13 protein-coding genes are annotated in these 16,612 nt (G+C 69.7%); 6 read left to right on the forward strand and 7 right to left on the reverse strand.

Going from position 1 to position 16,612, the window contains the following annotated elements; translation table 11 throughout:
• Positions 1–111: 111 nt before the first annotated feature.
• The 3 genes from WMF39_RS42545 to WMF39_RS42555 all read left to right on the forward strand — a co-directional run bounded on the left by WMF39_RS42545 (position 112) and on the right by WMF39_RS42555 (position 6,746).
• The gene (locus tag WMF39_RS42545; RefSeq protein WP_437742160.1) at positions 112–1,353 is read left to right on the forward strand and encodes a PAS domain-containing protein; all 1,242 of its coding nucleotides are present in this window, start codon (positions 112–114) and stop codon (positions 1,351–1,353) included.
• A 138-nt stretch (positions 1,354–1,491) separates the two neighbouring features.
• Positions 1,492–5,592 carry a hypothetical protein gene (locus WMF39_RS42550; protein ID WP_437742161.1) on the forward strand — a complete coding sequence of 1,367 codons (4,101 nt, stop codon included), beginning with the start codon at positions 1,492–1,494 and terminating at the stop codon, positions 5,590–5,592.
• Positions 5,589–6,746 (forward strand): UDP-N-acetylmuramate dehydrogenase, encoded by a 1,158-nt coding sequence (locus WMF39_RS42555; RefSeq protein WP_437742162.1) that lies wholly within the window; start codon positions 5,589–5,591, stop codon positions 6,744–6,746. The genes WMF39_RS42550 and WMF39_RS42555 overlap by 4 nt, the downstream gene beginning before the upstream one ends.
• 38 nt (positions 6,747–6,784) lie before the next feature.
• Here the strand turns inward: WMF39_RS42555 and WMF39_RS42560 are convergent, their stop codons facing one another.
• The 5 genes from WMF39_RS42560 to WMF39_RS42580 all read right to left on the reverse strand — a co-directional run bounded on the left by WMF39_RS42560 (position 6,785) and on the right by WMF39_RS42580 (position 11,187).
• Positions 6,785–8,548, reverse strand: coding sequence for an FG-GAP-like repeat-containing protein (locus tag WMF39_RS42560; protein WP_437742163.1), 1,764 nt, complete (start codon positions 8,546–8,548; stop codon positions 6,785–6,787).
• A gap of 595 nt (positions 8,549–9,143) precedes the next feature.
• Positions 9,144–9,392, reverse strand: coding sequence for a hypothetical protein (locus WMF39_RS42565; RefSeq protein WP_437742164.1), 249 nt, complete (start codon positions 9,390–9,392; stop codon positions 9,144–9,146).
• A 175-nt stretch (positions 9,393–9,567) separates the two neighbouring features.
• The gene (locus WMF39_RS42570; RefSeq protein WP_437742165.1) at positions 9,568–10,092 is read right to left on the reverse strand and encodes a DUF6334 family protein; all 525 of its coding nucleotides are present in this window, start codon (positions 10,090–10,092) and stop codon (positions 9,568–9,570) included.
• A 151-nt stretch (positions 10,093–10,243) separates the two neighbouring features.
• Positions 10,244–10,645, reverse strand: coding sequence for a hypothetical protein (locus WMF39_RS42575; RefSeq protein WP_437742166.1), 402 nt, complete (start codon positions 10,643–10,645; stop codon positions 10,244–10,246).
• 284 nt (positions 10,646–10,929) lie between these two features.
• Positions 10,930–11,187, reverse strand: coding sequence for a hypothetical protein (locus WMF39_RS42580; protein ID WP_437742167.1), 258 nt, complete (start codon positions 11,185–11,187; stop codon positions 10,930–10,932).
• Between the two features lie 290 nt (positions 11,188–11,477).
• Here WMF39_RS42580 and WMF39_RS42585 point away from each other — a divergent pair, with 290 nt between their 5' ends.
• Complete coding sequence (locus WMF39_RS42585) at positions 11,478–11,762, forward strand: hypothetical protein (RefSeq protein ID WP_437742168.1); 285 nt, start codon at positions 11,478–11,480, stop codon at positions 11,760–11,762.
• A 496-nt stretch (positions 11,763–12,258) separates the two neighbouring features.
• On the opposite strand, the gene WMF39_RS42590 is transcribed toward WMF39_RS42585, so the two are convergent.
• Complete coding sequence (locus WMF39_RS42590; RefSeq protein ID WP_437742169.1) at positions 12,259–15,099, reverse strand: RHS repeat domain-containing protein; 2,841 nt, start codon at positions 15,097–15,099, stop codon at positions 12,259–12,261.
• Positions 15,100–15,135: 36 nt separating this feature from the next.
• Between WMF39_RS42590 and WMF39_RS42595 the strand changes: the two genes are divergently transcribed.
• Together WMF39_RS42595 and WMF39_RS42600 are read left to right on the forward strand one after the other, a co-directional pair.
• Complete coding sequence (locus WMF39_RS42595; protein ID WP_437742170.1) at positions 15,136–15,486, forward strand: recombinase family protein; 351 nt, start codon at positions 15,136–15,138, stop codon at positions 15,484–15,486.
• 6 nt (positions 15,487–15,492) lie between these two features.
• The gene (locus WMF39_RS42600) at positions 15,493–15,642 is read left to right on the forward strand and encodes a helix-turn-helix domain-containing protein (protein WP_437748107.1); all 150 of its coding nucleotides are present in this window, start codon (positions 15,493–15,495) and stop codon (positions 15,640–15,642) included.
• Positions 15,643–16,076: 434 nt separating this feature from the next.
• Here the strand turns inward: WMF39_RS42600 and WMF39_RS42605 are convergent, their stop codons facing one another.
• Positions 16,077–16,604 carry a hypothetical protein gene (locus WMF39_RS42605; RefSeq protein ID WP_437742171.1) on the reverse strand — a complete coding sequence of 176 codons (528 nt, stop codon included), beginning with the start codon at positions 16,602–16,604 and terminating at the stop codon, positions 16,077–16,079.
• Positions 16,605–16,612 lie beyond the last annotated feature (8 nt).

The raw sequence follows: 16,612 nt of genomic DNA on the forward strand, positions 1-16,612 counted from the left end.
CGGCCTGACGAAGTTCATCTCACAAGCTCGGCTTACCCCTCGTCCTCGCTGCCGGCCTCCGGTCGGTCGTCCTCGACACCGACAGCCGGCCCAGTTTACCTTGGACGAAAGATGACGAGCACACTGACTGCTCCCGGATCCCCGGGCCTCGCCGCGAGCTACATGAGGGCTGTCCGCAGCGCGCCTTTCGCGGTGATCGAGTGCGCGGGAAAACTCGACGATCTCGTGGTCGCCGAGTGGAACGGCGAGGCAGAACGCATCTTTGGATATACCGCTGACGAAGCGGTGGGCCGCCGCCTCGCGGACACGATCGTGAGCGGGCCGGACGCCGAGACCTTCGGGCGTTCGCTCGGGCAGGAGAGCGCCGCGCACCGCTACACCCATGCCCGCAAGGACGGGCGTGCCGTCGTGTGCGAGTGGCGGTATGCGCCCGTGCTCGACGACGGCGGCGAACCGATTCGGCTGCTCTGCTTCGGGCAGGATGTCACGGAAGAGGTCAAGGCCGTCGAGAAGTTCAAGGAGGGCGACATGATCCTCCGGGCCATCCTCGGCGCCGTGGATACGGCCGTGACCCGGATGGATCGGGATGGAGTCTGCACCTTCCACGAGGGCAAGACGCTCCCGTCTCTCGGCCTCAGGCCCGGCCAGTTCGTCGGAATGAACGTGTTCGACGAGCCTCCCGCGCCGATGGACATGGATCCGATGCGAAGGGCGGTCCGGGGAGAGTTCGTCCGCACCCGCGTCGAGGCGTACGGGATGGCCTGGGAGACGTGGATCATCCCGCTGACCGACGAGCGCGGGGAGCGCAACGGCGCGGTCAGCTTCACGCAAGACGCCACGGAGGCGAAGCTCAGGGAAGACGAGCTGAAGGCGCGGCTCGACGTCATCGAGCTCCAGCAACAGGTGATCCGCGATCTGTCGACGCCCATCATCGAGGTCTGGGACAGCGTGCTGACCCTCCCGATGATGGGCGTCGTCGACAGCAGGAGGGCCGCTGACGTGATGGACGACCTCCTGGCCGCCATCGTGGACAAGCGGGCCCGCTTCGCGATCCTGGACCTCACCGGCGTCGAGATCGTCGACACGAAGACAGCGAGTTATCTCATCGAGCTCATCCGCGCCATCCGGCTCCTGGGCGCCGAGGGGGTCATCACGGGCATCCGGCCCAACGTGGCGCAGACGATGGTCTCCCTCGGGCTCGATCTGTCGGGCATCGCGACCGTCGGAAACCTCCGCGCGGGCCTGAAGCTCTGCATGCAGCGCGTGGCAGCGGGCGGCGCGACGCCGAACGGCGCGCCGCCGCGCGCCCCCGGGGGCGCAGCGCCGAGGCTCCCGGGAAGCGGCGGGCGCTGAGGTCCAGGACACGAGGCGGGCCTCGGAGGTCGGGTAGATCGCGGTGGCCTGCGGAAGTTCACCTTTGCGTCGGCAATCCCAGGCCCGTAAGGAACGGCGGACAGGCACCGCGCGCGCGGCGCCGTGGAGACGCCGATCGTGACCACCCACCCCCGCAGCCCCAGGAGCGGCGGCCAGCGCCCCGGGAGCCCTCGCCTCGCCGAGCGCCCCCTCGTCGCTCGCCGCCCCCTCCTCGTCGCTCGCCGCGCCGCCCTGGCGCTCCCCCTCGCGCTCGCCGCCGCCGCGCCCGCCGCGTGCGCCCCTCGGGGCGCCGCATCGCCGCTCCCCGCCGACGCGCCGCTCCCCGCCGCGTTCTCGGCCGCGTTGGAGGCCGAGATCACGAGCTCGGCCGCCGCCGCGCCGTACCTCGACGCCCTCGACCGCGCCGTCGACGCGCCGAGCGACGACGGCGCCCTCGCCACCGTGATCGCGTCGCTCGACGCGCTCGTCTTCGGCGCCGGCACCGCGGGCGGCCCCGACCCCGACGCCGCGGCCATCGCCTTCCGCTCGCGCGAGGCGCTCCCCGAGGTCGCCCGCCGGCTCCAGCGCGCCTGGGCGTTCGCGGACGTCGACGGCCGCGGCGCGCCGGAGATGCCGTTCGTGCGCGGCGCGCTCGCGAGCGCCCTCCACCGCATCGCCCTGTTCGTCGGCGACGAGGCCGCGGCGGCGACCTGGAGCGCGCGCCGCGGCTGCGCGGGCGAGGCCGCCCTCGTCGGCCCGCTCGACGCGGCGCCCCTCCACGGCCTCGCCCGGCCGTCCCCCGTGAGCTCCGCGCCGGGCGCGCCGCTCGCGAGGGCTTACCCGGGGCTCGCGCCGTTCGCGCAGAGCGCCTCGCCCATCGTCGTCCGCGCCGACGCGTGCGCCATCGACAGCGACGCGGTGAGCGCCCTCCAGGGGACGCGCGCCGTGGTCGTCGACCTCCACAACCCGATCGCCCAGCGGGTGAGCCTCGCGCTCGCCTCGTCGTCCGCCGCCGTGCTCGAGGTGGGCGGCGTTCCCGCCCTCCACCGCGAGTACGCGGCCGGTGGCGCGCAGGTCACGCGCCTCGCGACGGTCGAGGCCCAGCCGGGGACGCTGCGCGTCGTCGTGCGCGTGGCGCAGAAGGGCGACGGCGACGCCATCGAGCTCACCGCGTGGGGCGAGAACGGCCTGCCGCTCCGCGCCCGCGCGCCGCGCCCCGGCGCCGCCGCGACCGCGTCCGCGTCCCGGCCCGCCGCCGTCAGCCTGGCGCCGGCCCCGGCGTCGCGCGGCGCCGCCGGCCAGCGCCCCGGCGCGGCGAACGTCGAGGTCGCGGCCGCGGCCCTGCTCGCGCTCGGCGACGCGCGCGCGGCCGAGCACCTCCTCGATCCGGACGGCGACGGCCGCCTCCGCCAGAGCGACGCGCGCTCGCCGGCATCCGCGCCGCCCCCGGCCGCCTCCGCGCCGCGCCCGCCGGCGTCCGCGCCGCCTCCGGCCACCGCCGCGCCGCGCTCGCCGCGCCTCGACCTGCTCTACGCGAGGGCCATCCGCCGCGTGGGCGATCTTCCCGAGGCCGAGGTCGTCGAGCGCACCCGCGCCGCCATCGAGCGCGTGCTCGCCGCGTGGCCCGCGTCCTGGGAGGCGCGCCTCTACAAGGCGGAGCTCGCCGAGCGCCGCGGCGGCCGGGGCGAGGGCACCATGGACGCGCTCCGCGAGCTCGGCGTCCGTGTCGCGCCCCCCGGGCTGGCCGGCCCGAGCGCGCCTGCCGTCGCCGACGCCGATCGCATGGTCCTCGCGGAGCTCGCGGTGGTCGCCCGCCGCGCGAACGTCACCGACGTCGCCGAGGCCGCCTACGCGAAGCTCGCCGCGGCGGCGCCCGGCTCGACGCTGCTCGCCGTCGTCGACGACCGCATCCACGGCCGCGCCGGCGTCGACGCGGTGAAGGCCGCCTGCGAGGGCGGGCTCGATCGCTCGAGCGCCGCGTGCCTCGGCGCGCTCCTCGACGCGAGCGACCGCGACGCGGTCCTCGCCGAGATCAAGCGGCTGCGCCGGCTCCGCCGCGCGCCGGACGCCCTGCGCGAGGTCGAGCTCCGCGAGCGCGTCGCCCGCGGCGACCTGCGCGGCGCGCTCGCCGTGTACGACGCGATGCCGCCGGGGCAGCGGGCGATGCTCGAGGCGCTCGGCCTCGCCGCCGGCCGCGGCGACGCCCGCGCCGTGCGGGGCCGCCTCGCCCGCGACCGCACGACGGCGCGCGACACCCCCGCCGGGATCGGCCCCATCACCCGCGCCCTCGGCCTCGCGCCGGATCCGGCGCCGGCGCTCGAGGCCGAGGGCCGCAAGCTCGTGCTCGAGGACCAGCAGAAGGCGTTCCTCCCCGGCGCCGCGACCGCGGTGCTCCGCCACGTCGAGCGGTTCACGATCTCGCCCGACGGGCTCGTCCACTACGTCACGTACGACCTCCGCCGCGTCTCCGGCACCACGGACGTGGCCCAGGGCGCGGCCACCTACGGCCCGCTCATCGAGGGCCGCGCCATGCCGCGCCTCTTGCGCCGCCGCATCCACAAGCGCGACGGCCGCATCCTCGCGCCCGACGCGGCGTCGAACGCCGCGCAGGACCAGAGCGACCTCTCCCAGCTCGAGCAGGGCGACTACGTCGAGCAGGTCACCGAGGGCTACGCGCTGCCGGGCGACGGCGGCCAGCTCGTCATCGACACGTGGGACCTGCTCCCCGAGCGCACGAGCGTCCGCGAGGCGACGATCGAGGTCAGCCGCCCGACGTCGCTCCGGCTCGCGCTCTGGTCGCACCCGCTGCTCGGCGCCGCGGAGCAGCGCGCCGAGGGCGCCTCCACGGTCAGCGTCTGGCGCATCAAGGACCAGCCGCCGCGGCGCATGGAGGACGGCGTGCCTCGCGTGGAGATGGGCGTCGGCGTCAGCCTGGGGACGCAGACCTGGGGCCACGTGGCCGCGGCGCTCGACGAGAACATCCGCGCGCTCGAGGACCGCGATCCCACCATGACCCGCTGGGCGCGGGAGGCCGCGGGCGCCGACCGGACGCCGTCGCCCGCGCTGCTCGAGCGCGTCGTCGCGGCCGCGGGCAAGGCGGTGAAGGTCGCCGGCGGCGCCGAGCTCTCGGACATGGCGGCGCTCCTCGGCGGCGGCCCGCAGCGCACGACGGCGCGCGCGATGATCGAGCTCGGCCAGGGCAGCCGATCGTGGGTCGTCTACCGCGCGCTGCGCGAGCTCGGCGTGCGCGCCGATCTCGCGATCGCCGAGACCGAGCCGTTCAGCTCGTCGGCGGACTTCCCGCCGCACGCGGGGCGCTTCCGCCACCCGCTCGTGATCGCCCGCCTTCCGGGCGGCGACGTGTGGATCGACGCCGACGTCGAGGGCCCGCCGCTGCCCCCCGGCCGCATCAGCCCCGAGCTGCGCGGCCGCGCCGCCATGCTGCCGAGCGGCGAGCTCGTCACCGTGGCCGGAACGAGCGGCGAGACCGGCGACGAGGTCGACCTGCGGCTGACGGTCGACGTGCAGGGTAACGCCACGGGAACGTTCACGATTCTTCTGCACGGGCGGGCGGCGCAGGCGCTCTCGGAGGCGTTCGAGACCGTGGTGGGCACGGCGCGGCGCGAGATGCTCCGGGGCGTCGTGCTCGGCTGGCTCCCGTGGGCCGACGTCGAGGACGTGGTCGTCTCGTCGACGGAGGGCTCGTGGGAGGTCGCGCTCCGCGCCACCGTGACGATCCACGGCTTCGCGCAGCCTGCGGGCAAGGACGCCGCGGCGTGGACGCTGCCGGGGCTCGAGCCGGTGCACCTCGTGTTCCCGCGCGCGTACACGAGCACGCTCGGCGCCTCGTACGCCTCGCGGGGAGCCCGCAAGAGCGCGCTCGCCATCGAGACCGCGCTCCAGTACCACGTGCGCCGCAGGATCGAGCTGCCCGAGGGCTACGCGGTCGCGCGCGCGCCCGAGGGCGTGCGCGTCGAGCACGCGGGCCTCGCGGCGTCGCGCAAGGGCAGCTACGGCGCGGCGATCGAGGAGGACTTCGCGCTGAGCTTGCCGACGGGGACGGTGTCGATCGACGAGTACAAGGCGTTCGTCGAGCGGGTGCAGGCGGTCGACAGCGGCTTCATGGCGGGCATCCGGGTGGCGCGGCCGGCGACGCCGGCGCGGCAAACCGGCGCCGCACAGGGGCCGGGCGCTGTCCGCGGCGGGGCGCGGCCGCAGGCGCCGGAGAAGAAGCCGTGAGCCTCGACGTCCGCGAGTCGGTCCAACTGGCCCCGCTCACGACGCTCGGCGTGGGCGGGCCGGCGCGCTATTTCGCCGAGGTCGACGGCGAGGCCGCGGTGGTCGAGGCGTTCCGCTTCGCCGAGGCCCGCGGCGTGCCGCTCTTCGTGCTGGGCGGCGGATCGAACCTGCTGATCGCGGACCGGGGCGTCGACGCGCTGGTGCTGCGCGTGCGCGTGCGCGGGATCGAGCTGCTGCGCGGGCGCGGGGAGGACGGCGGCGCGGGGGCCGGCGACGGCGGGGAGGCCGGGCGCGCCCTCGTGCGCGCGGGGGCGGGCGAGGCGTGGGACGACCTCGTGGCGCGCTCGGTCGTCGAGGGCTGGGCGGGTGTCGAGTGCCTGTCGGGCATCCCGGGCGACGTCGGCGCGACGCCGATCCAGAACGTGGGCGCGTACGGCCAGGAGGTCGCGGAGACGATCGTCGAGGTCCGGGCGATCGATCGCGCGACGGGGGTGGCCGCGGTCCTTTCCGGTGCGGACTGCGGCTTCGGCTACCGCGACAGCCGGTTCAAGCGCGCGTGGCGCGGGCGGTACGTCATCACGGCCGTCACGTTCGCGCTGCGCCCGGGGGGCGCCGCGACGGCGCGCTACCCCGAGCTCCAGCGGGCGCTCGCCGCGCCTGCGGGGGGCGCCGCGCCGCCGCTCGGCGAGGTGCGCAGCGCGGTGATCGCGCTCCGCCGCGGCAAGTCGATGGTGCTCGATCCGGCGGACGAGAACCGCCGGAGCGCGGGGTCGTTCTTCATGAACCCGACGCTCGCCCCCGGCGCCGCCGCGGCCGTCATCGCGCGCATCGAGGCGGCGGGCGTCCTCGCGCCCGGCGAGGCGATCCCGCGGTATCCGGCGGACGGCGGCCGGGTGAAGCTGTCCGCCGCCTGGCTGATCGAGCGCGCCGGCTTCGCGAAGGGGACGCGCCACGGCGCCGCGGGCATCTCGACGCGCCACACGCTCGCGCTGGTCAACCGCGGCGGCGCCACGGCGGAGGAGCTGCTCGGCCTGGCGCGGCGCGTGCGGCGCGGGGTGCTCGACCGGTTCGGCGTGGCGCTCTCGGCCGAGCCGGATCTCGTGGGGTTTGCGCCCGGCGAGATCGACGATCTCGTCAGCGGCGCCCACCTGTGAGAGGGGCCCCGGGCGACCGAGGACCCCTCCTCGACAGCTCACCGCCCGGCGTCGTGGAGCAGGCCCTTGATCGCCCAGCCGCTGTCGACCTGGCGCGGGTACAGGTCGCCGACGAAGTGCGCGCCGTGCATCAGCCAGATGCCGACCTGGCCGTTCGTGTGCCGCCAGACGATGTCGTCGCGGCGATCGTGATCGAAGTCGCCGACGCCCTGCACCTGCCATGCGAGGTCGCCGGGCCCGTGCGCGTTGTTGTACGAGGGTGAGTCGAAGCCCTGCTCGCCGCCGAACCAGATGGCGAGCTGGCCATTGGCGTCCCGCCACAGGATGTCCGAGCGCAGGTTGCCGTCGAAGTCGCCGATGGCCTGCACCTTCCAGAAGAGGCTCGGGTCCTGGCCGCCGGGGTACGCCTCGCCCACCCGCACCCCGCCCGACATGAACCAGAGGGCGACCTGGCCGTTCGTGTTTCGCCACAGGATGTCCGAGCGCGCATCGCCGTCGAAGTCGCCGACGCCCTGCACCTTCCACGCGTTGTCGACCGGCGCGGGCTGGTTGTTGTAGCCGGGATAGGCGGCCTGAGCGGCGTCGCCCTTGAACCAGATGGCGAGCTGGCCGTTGGCGTCGCGCCACAGGACGTCCGAGCGCCCGTCGCCGTCGAAATCGCCGACGCCAGCCACCTTCCAGAAGAGGCTCGGGTCCTGGCCGCCGGGGTAGGCCTGACCGACGACGGCTCCGTCATCCATGAACCAGATGGCGACCTGGCCAGTGGTGTGTCGCCAGAGCACGTCGCTCTGGCCGTCGCCGTCGAAGTCTCCGGAGCCCTGGATCTGCCAGGCGAGGCTCGGGTCCTGGCCGCCGGGGTAGGCCTCGCCGACGATGTCGCCGCCGTCCATGAACCAGATGGCGACCTGGCCATTGGTGTGCCGCCACAGCAAGTTGGTGCTGGCCGAGCAGGAGCACGTGTCGCCGTCGCCGCTGCACTGGTTCGAGCGTGACGACGGGCACATGTGCGATTTGATCCAGTCGAACTCGGAGCCCGTCGTGACCCCCTTGCTGACCCAGTCGTGGGTCACCGTCCACGTGTGCATCGAGTGGACGGCGTAGAGCCGGCTCGCCTCGACGTTCAAGACGGCCCCGCCCGAGTCGCCGCCGCAAAAGACCTGGTCGTTGAAGCGCAGGATGTCGTGGCCGTCCTCGTACCCGCCGACCACGGCGGCGTCGAAGTTCAGGGTGCCGAAGGGGGTGCTGCAATCGGCGCCCGTGCGCCCGAAGCCGGCGATCGTGACCCGCGATCCCTCGGCGGGGTAATCGCTGGCCACGACGAAGGGCTTCACGTGCGCCGGCGCGACGCCATTCAGCTTGATGACCGCGATGTCATGCTCGATCTGCCTCTCGGTCCAGGATGGGTTGTAGTCCGGCTGGATCTCGGCCACGCCGCTCAGCACGCGCGGGCGCGCGCCCGGCGTCGCCGGGTCAGGGCGAAAGGTCACCGTCGCGTCCGTGGAGCAGCCGTTGTCGCCGACGTAGCCGTCCTCGCAGAAGCAATGCGCGGCGGTGAGGACCGTGTCCGCGGCGATGACCATGCCCGAGCAGCTCCCCTGCGCGGTCGACACCTTCACCATCGCGAGCAGATCGCTGGGCCCCGCCGGCGTCGGGTCGACGATCGGCGATGCGACCTGGGCCGTCTCCTCGAAGTCGCCCGCCCCGCCGGGGTCGGCCGCGCAGGCGACGAGCGGCATCGCCAGCAAGGGACACAGCCAGCGCCGTCGACGAACATGCTTTTGAATCATCGGTTCAATCGTCATATCGCTACCCTCCTTTTCGCTTCGCCCGCCGTGGTGACGCGCGAAGGGGACACGCATCGTTTGCTCTGGCGCGCGCTCGCGCCCTCCGTCGTTGGAGGGCGTTCAGCGGGCCTCTTCAGCAACGCGTCGCTCTTCAGGCTTCAGCAACGCACGTGCCGGGTCGGGACGGCGCTCGCCCCCGCGGGTCGCCTATGCGCATGAGCGGAGAGGGACGCTTCTTCCGGCCCCCTCGCGAGCCCGTCGTCTCGAGCGATGTGTCGCCCCGGGAGGACCAGGTGTCTCCTCGACAGAGACAGGGCGAGTGAGGCATCGCGCCAGGATGCGGAGCTCCAGCGCGACGGATCCCTGCTCTTCCAGCGCGGACGCGCCCACGCGGAGGCGGGGTTCGGATCGGGACGTCAGGTCGCCACGCCGGGGGGGGGGCGGGCGCCAAGGCGTGGTACGAGCGCCCCGTGATCGCGGGGGAGCGCGCGGTCGTTTGCCTGCCGGCGCTGCAGCGCGGACAGCTCACCGTTCAACCCGCGCTGCGCCCGCTGCGGGGCGCCGCTCTCGGAGGAGCCGGAGGCGCCAGCCGCGAGCAACCTGGATCACTCGTCTATCGGCGGGGGCGCGACCCCCGGGGCGCGACCCCGGGCTTCGCGGCCGAGCCGTCCGCGAGCGCGATCACCTGCCCGGACGGAGGGCGCTCGCCGCGCCGGCACTGCCCAGCGCCGAGGCGCCGTCCGATCTGCATCCGGGCGCGAGGCTCGGCCGGTTCGAGGTGATCGATGGCCTCGGCCGGGGCGCGATTCTCGCTCACCGACACCAGGCGGTCGTCCTCGTCGCAGTTCAGCGTGCGCTGCACGCTTGCTTCAGCACATGGTCGGCCAGCCGGTCGCCGTCGATGTCCTCGAACCCGAGATGCAACCCCCGCTTCCCTCGGAGTAGTACACCGATCCTCCGATACAGACAAAGAAGCAGACTTGCACCTCGAAGCTTCCGTCGCAGCTCTCCTTTCGCCAAAAGCCCACGAAATCGATTTAAAGCGTGCGCAGCACAAGCGTCGAGGCGCGAACCACGATCTGCAACGTAATTGAAGGACCGTCAACAGTACCAAACTCGATCTGTAACCCATCGATTCTTCCTTGGGTATTGGTCATTGCCCAGGCCCATAGAATGGGGTGACCGATCGCCGAGGTCCACTCAACAGGCGCCAATACCATACGAATCGCCCCATCCGAAAGAGCAGCGGGGAAAGCCTCGGAGGCGCCTATGGAATCATCCGCTCCTTCTGCATAAACATACAGCTCTTTCTCAGGGAACGCGAGGTGCGCACCAACACATTGTCCACCGAGGTCCTCGTCGACGTACAACCCAACCATGGCCAACGAGCCACCTTCGTCGACGAATGGCTTTATCGTATCAAGCACGCTCATTATTCGCCTCAGTTTACTGACCACAATTCTTGCCGCCGTGTGCTCCACGTACTTGGGGCTCGTCTTCGCCCACGCCGGCAGCGCGGAGGTCTGGTCCGGCTGGAGCGCATACGCGAACGTCGTCGTCACGAGCCCGTACCCGAACTCGGCTCGCCGTGCCGATCGCCTTCACGCGCGCGTACACATTCGCATCGCCGTCTCGCTCACAGGAACCCACCGGCCGCAGAGCAAACAAGGTCTCGCCGTTGCGGCCGCGGAGATGCTTTCACAGCAGACGGCGTCATGCCAGATGCGGGTAATGCCCTGCGAGATCGAGCCACTCGAGCGAGAAGTCGTCGCACACAACAGTGATCACGATGCCACTTCCATGGATGCCGACGATCCAACATGAACGAGCGGCGTCCCCATTTCCAATGTATTGATACCGACGGAGCTCCTCGCCGCTCATCACCCGGCGCTCTGTCGTTGTCTCAACGACATCATACCGCGTCTCGTCGCGCTCGATGGAATCGTGCGAGCAGCTCAGATAGACGAGACCAAGCGGAACAAATCTTAGCAATCGATCCAAGCACAGAAGATCCATAACCCATGTCGCCGACGGCTCGTCCAATCGGATGGCGAGCACGGCTGACACATTTTCGATTGGCTGACGACTGCGCCTCGAATCCGCCACGTCCGACATATTTTTCACCTCAAACCGCTGCTGCGTCCGCGCCCGGGAAGTGGATCTCCTGCATCCGTCCCAGCGCGTCGAACACGTATTTCAGCGTCGCCTCGTATGGCACGCAATACGGCTCCCGCAGCCTCGGGAACAATGGGTCGCGTCCATGCTTCGCCTCGCAGTTCGGACAGAGATTATCGACCGCATCAACACGAGGGCGACCTGTCGGCGTAAACTGGATGTTCGGTCGCTGCCCGAGGGCCTCAGCGCACACCCCTTCGGAGCAACGGCGGCCTCCCCACGGCTCAAGGTTCCTCGCTTTTGATGGTAAGGACGGAACCCTCCCATCCATACAGGATGACCGCTCCCGACTTAAGCTCTAGTTCCATTTGCCCGCCTTGCGGACCTGAGAAGGCGACCTGCACACTTTGACCTGGTGAGAGCACGACTTCCTCGGCCCATGGCTCCAAGGTAAGAAGCAGCGCATCATCGTTGCTATTCGTAACGGAGAGGGTCCCATGCACATTCGGCTTATCATTTGGATTGCTCATTGTTGCCTTCATCGGAGGATCCTGGTCGCTGCCTTCATCAGATCCTGCCTCATAACGGGCTTCCTGGCGTACCGTGAACAAAACCCGAGTCAGCGCGACAAACACTCGCAATAGCCAGGAACATACTATCCTATTTTCGGTCGATCAGCAGAACCACCAATCTCTTCTAACCAGCTAGATACCAGCTCTGGAGTTCCCTTACAAACAGGCCGCAAAAGCAGCCTCCGATAGTACCACCGGACACGTTCTCGCAGTCTATCGTCCGCCCTGCACGACAGCCCGAGAAGGTCGACACAGAACCCTTGCTCATCATCATCTGTGGTGCGCTCCAAGATATTGATATAAATCGGAAATCCGCGAGCGATCTCCTTCAGACATCGAGCGACCACGTCGGCCTCACCGAGCTCAAACTCAGGTGGCGCAGGCTCGCCTCCGCCGATTTGGACGAGCAGCTCAAGCACATGACGACGAGCAACATCAGTGCAGCGAAGCAACGTTCCCAGAAGGCACGACGCTGTAGCAATGGCGGCCTGGTGCACATGCCCCTGCACAACCACACAATTATCGATCTGCCAGTATGCGTGTGACGCGCTTTCGTCTGTCGATGCCGATTCAAGGTCCTGAAGCGCCCGAGGGATGTGACTTGCCCCCCCCGCGGCGCGCAGGGAAGACCAATCATGCCGAAGAACTTCCCAATCCATCTTACCTCCTCTTGTCGGACTCGAATTTCGTTCGCTTGGGGAACGGTTCTCGTCCGTATTTTCCCTCGCATCTCTCACACACGTCTACCTCTTTGAACGGCGGACCATGACGTCTCGGACGAACCGCCTCTGTGAACTTGACTTTGCTCGGGTCACCACCAAGGGCCTCGACAACGCGATCCTCGGCACACTTACCTCCACCAGAGCATCCGGTGACGGGTTTACCTGTTTCCTTATGGTATCCACCCGCAACCGCGGCAGGTCGCTCCGGCGGTCTGAGGGGACCCAGCTCGGCAGCCCTCGCGTCGCGTGCGGCTCTTGCCGCATCCAGTCGTTCATCTGCCTTCTCGACCTTCTTCGCGGCATCCCGTACGGCATCCGCTCAGTCGATGGCGCGCTTGACGTCCTTAAGATCGCCGGCGCTGACCGGCAGGAACTCGCTCGCCAGCGAAGCTCCTGCGATGAGCTTATCGGTCAACGACGCATTCGGATCAATGATCGTCTTGGCGTCCTGAATGTTGTCCGCGAACGCATCGGCTGCGTCCGCACCCTTCAGCAGCTTGCGGCCGACCTTGAGCGCTTTGGTCCACCACGACCGACCGTCCGGGTCGACGTAGACGACAGGATTGTTCCGCGCGTAGCTGTATAGCCCGAGGTTCGCCGGCTCGTACACCCCGCCGTTCACCGCGCCCCACATGTACTGGTCGAGGATCGGATCCGGGCTCATCCACACCCCGAGCCGCGGCTCATAGCTCCGCGCCCCGTAGTAATAGAGCCCCGTCGACAGGTCGAGCTCCTTCCCGGTGAACAGGTACGGCTGCCGGTTCTGGAACCGCGAGTCCGTCTGGTCCGCCCACAGCTCCCCGCTCGGCAGGTACTCCACGTGCTGGCTCAGCGCCTGGTCCTGGTCGGTGACGTACTGCGTGCTCCCGAGGTGGTCCGGGTGGTAGTAGAAGACCGGCGGCATCTGGAACCAGTCCGCGTCGATCTTGCTCGCGATCCGCGTCTCCCCCGCGAACAGGTGCTTCGTCGCGATCACCCCGTTACGCACCACGAGGTGCTGGTCGACGTACGCCGTCTCCTCCTCCCCGGCGACCCCGTGCCGATGCACCCGACGCTCGCCCGCGCCGTCGTACAGCGCACGCGACATCTCCTGCCCGTTCTCGCTCACCGACACCAGCCGGTTGTCTTCATCCCAGCTCAGCGTGCGCTGCACGCTGCCCCGGTACTTCCACTGCTTGTGGTTGCCGTTCGCGTCGTAGAACAGCTCTCTCAGCCGCGGCTGCGACTCCGCCGGCACGTACTCGTCCACCTGATTCGCCGCGTGCGGCCTCGGCCCGGTGTAGCGGTACTCGTTCCGGTACGTCCTCTCTCGGATCGGATACTGCAGCTGCCAGTTGTTCCCCCCGCTCCGCGCGTACCGGGCGACCTCCTGCCGCTTCGTCGTCGCGTTCCCGAGGACGTCGTAATCGACGCCCAGCGTGTACCGCTCCTGCTCCTGGCTCCGCTCCTGGTAGATCCCCGAAGCCTCGGTCAGCTGGTTCAGGTCGTCGTACGCGAACCGCTGCTGCGTCCGCGCCACCATGACGGCCCCGCCCAGGGACTCGTCGAACGGCACCTCGTTGTTCAGCTCCCGGATGTTGCCGACGAGATCATACCGGTAGCGCAGCCGCTGGAACGGCCTCGGCGGCCGCCCCATCGACCGCATCTGCGCGCTCTGGTGGTCCGCGTTGACCTCCGCCATCCGCCGCGTCGACTCGTCGTACCGGTACTTCGTCTCGATCCCGTTGCCCGCCACCACACGCACCCGCTGCCCGAACTCGTCGTACCCAATGTGCCTCAGGTACTCCGTCGTCCTCGGCTCGCTCGGGTGCTGCGGATTGACCCGCTGGTTCTCCCCGACCACCGACACCACCGCGCCGCCTCGGTCGTACCCGTAGCGCACGATCTCCTCGCCCGAACCCGGGAAGTGGAGCTCCTGCATCCGTCCCAGCGCGTCGAACACGTACTTCATCGTCGCCTGGTACGGCCCGCGGTGCGGCTCCCGCAGCCTCGGGAACTCCGAGGTCAACTCCGCCGTGTTGCCGAACCGATCGTAACGGAAACTCCGCTTGCCCGCCGCGCTCGTCTCCTCCACCAGCCGCGCCGCTCGGTTGCCCTGCTCGTCCCCGGCATCGTCCGGCTCGCCGTACGTGTAGACCACGTCCTGCGTCACCGGATAGTCGATCTTCCGCAGCCGGTTGTGGTCGTACTCGTACCGGATCAGCTGCCCCCGCGCCGCGAGCTCCGCCGTCTGCTTCGCTCGAAGGTTCCCGACCAGATCGTAGCGCCACTCCGTACGCCCAGCGTCGGGGCTGACCAGCGTCACCATCCGGCCCACCGAGTCGTACGTCGCCGTCGTCGCATTGTTCCGCGCGTCCGTCACCCGCACGAGCTCGCCGAGGGGGCTGTGCTGGTAACGCGTCACGATCCGCGTCTCCACCCCCTTGATCCGGTTGAACTCCTCCACCGCCGCAATCCGCCCACCCACGTCCCGGTACGTGTTCCGCATCTTCGCGTTGGCGTCGATCACCATCTCCTGGAACAGCAGCTGTCCTTCCAGCGCCACCAGATCGTGCTCGGTCGCCGTCCGCGCGTAGCCGCCCGGCGCGCTCGTGTCCGGCATGGCGACCTCCCGCACGCGCGAGACCGCGTCGTAGCGCGTGAGCGTCGGCCGCAGCAGCGCCAGGCTCACGAAGGCCGTGTCCGGTTCCGCGCTGAAGCCCGGCTGCCCCTGTTCCACCACACGGCCGAGCGCGTCGAACGCCACCGCCCCGCTGACCGTCATCCCGACCTCGGTGCCCGTGCCCGTGTCCCGCTCGTGGTCCTTCTTGGTCTGCAGCACGCGCCCCAGCCCATCCGCGAACGTCACCGTCACGATCGGGTCGCCCGGGTGCTCCACGTCCTTGTGGCTCGTCTTCGCCCACGCCGGCAGCGCGGCGGTCTGGTCGGGCTGGAGCGCATACTCGAACCCGATCGTCGGCTCCGCTTCTCCCGCCGGCTCCTCCGCGCTCCAGACCTTGCTCGGCGTGCACCCGACCGGCACGGCGTCCTCGCCGTCCTCCGCGAGGTCGCTCGGCCCCCAGACCTCGGTGAGCCGCCCGAAGTCGTCCACGCGGTGCACCATCGTGTGCCCGTTGACGTCGGTCTCCTGCGCCACCGTGCCATACAGCAGATTCGGCACGCCGTGATGCAGCTTGCTGAAGCTCGTGGCCTCACGGTGGTCGAGGTCTTCGAGGAGAACATCTCCGCGGTGAAAGATCGACCCGAGTGGCAGCGGCTCAAGACCGCCGCCCACCAGGGCACGCTCGATGCGGTCCTGGTCTTCGCGCTCGATCGACTGGGCCGCTCTCTGGTGGGCAACCTCCAAGAGGTGCTCACCCTCGATCGGCTTGGCGTCGAGGTGGTCAGCGTGAGGGAGCCCTGGCTCGACATGGGCGGCCCGACCCGGGAGTTGCTCATCGCCATCTTCTCGTGGGTGGCCCAGGAGGAACGACGGCAGATCGCTTCCCGGTGTCGAGCTGGCCAGGAGCGTGCCCGCCGGCAGGGCAAGCACATCGGCCGTCCCTGAGCGGTGGTGGAGTTCGATCGTGCCATCGAGCTTCGGACCCAGGGCCTCTCCATCCGGAAGGCGGCCGAGAAGCTTGGCTTGTCGTCCTCCGTCCTCCATCGAGCGCTTCGAGCACTCGAAGAACCTGTCCCAGAAGCATCGGCCGTGGCCAGGTGATCGAGGGCCAGATTTCCCCGGTGATCCAAGGGGTCGATCCCGGGGAACGCGGTGTGCCAGATGCTTCAGCTTCTGGAACACCGCCGCTGGGAACCGATCCATTATCCGCTCCAGGCTTCCACCATCCCCATCTTCGGCCCGCTCACCTGGCGCATGGACAGCGATCGATGGCAAGGCTCAACACCATGAGCAGCGGATGGGTCGACGGCGCATGGACTGGGCGATCGGCTGCGAGACGCCAAGGCTTCGAGGTCAGGGAGTTGGTTGTCCGTGCTTTGCTCGATCGTCGAGCCACGGAGGTAGCGGGTGGCTTTCACGAAGAGGACAGCGAGTGAGGCTGGAGAGTTTCACTGGGCTGTTACCGCCGGTCACGAAGGTGTCCGCGACGGTCCAGGCCCGGCGCTTGACGAACGCGAGGGTGTAGCACGCATGGGTCACTCCCTGTCTACTCCACCGGCGCTCCACTCTCGGAAGAGCTTCCACGCGAGCATGAACGCTTCCGGGTCCGGAGGCCCCTCGTTCGCACTGGGAGCGAGAACCCCTGCACGTGTCCTTGACAGCAGATGCTCCAGCCATGAGAAAAGCGCGAATACCTGCTGCCCACCCCACTCTGCTCCCATGCGGTAGTCGAACGCGATGGTGTCCTGAAAGACGTGAACGCCGAGACACGGAATGGTGACTTCGCAAGCGCTAGCTCCCTCGATTGCGAAGTGGAAGGGTGATGCTTGGCCGGTGCTAACCAGCAGAGCGGCATTGGGCACCTCGTCTAGTCCACGATCTATTGTTGCCTGCGTGTCCCAGAATGTCGCATCTCGACTGACAACATGGGACCCGCGTCGAATCGACGAATATAGGTCCGCGACTTCACCGTTTGTTAGGTTCTGAAGCTCGACGGTTGGAAGAGAGCCATCATTGGTCTCAAAGCACTGCCGCACACGGTTCCAGAGCATCTCGGGTGACATCTGCCTCA

The organism is Sorangium sp. So ce1504, from assembly GCF_051521635.1.
Classification (GTDB): domain Bacteria; phylum Myxococcota_A; class Polyangia; order Polyangiales; family Polyangiaceae; genus Sorangium; species Sorangium cellulosum_B.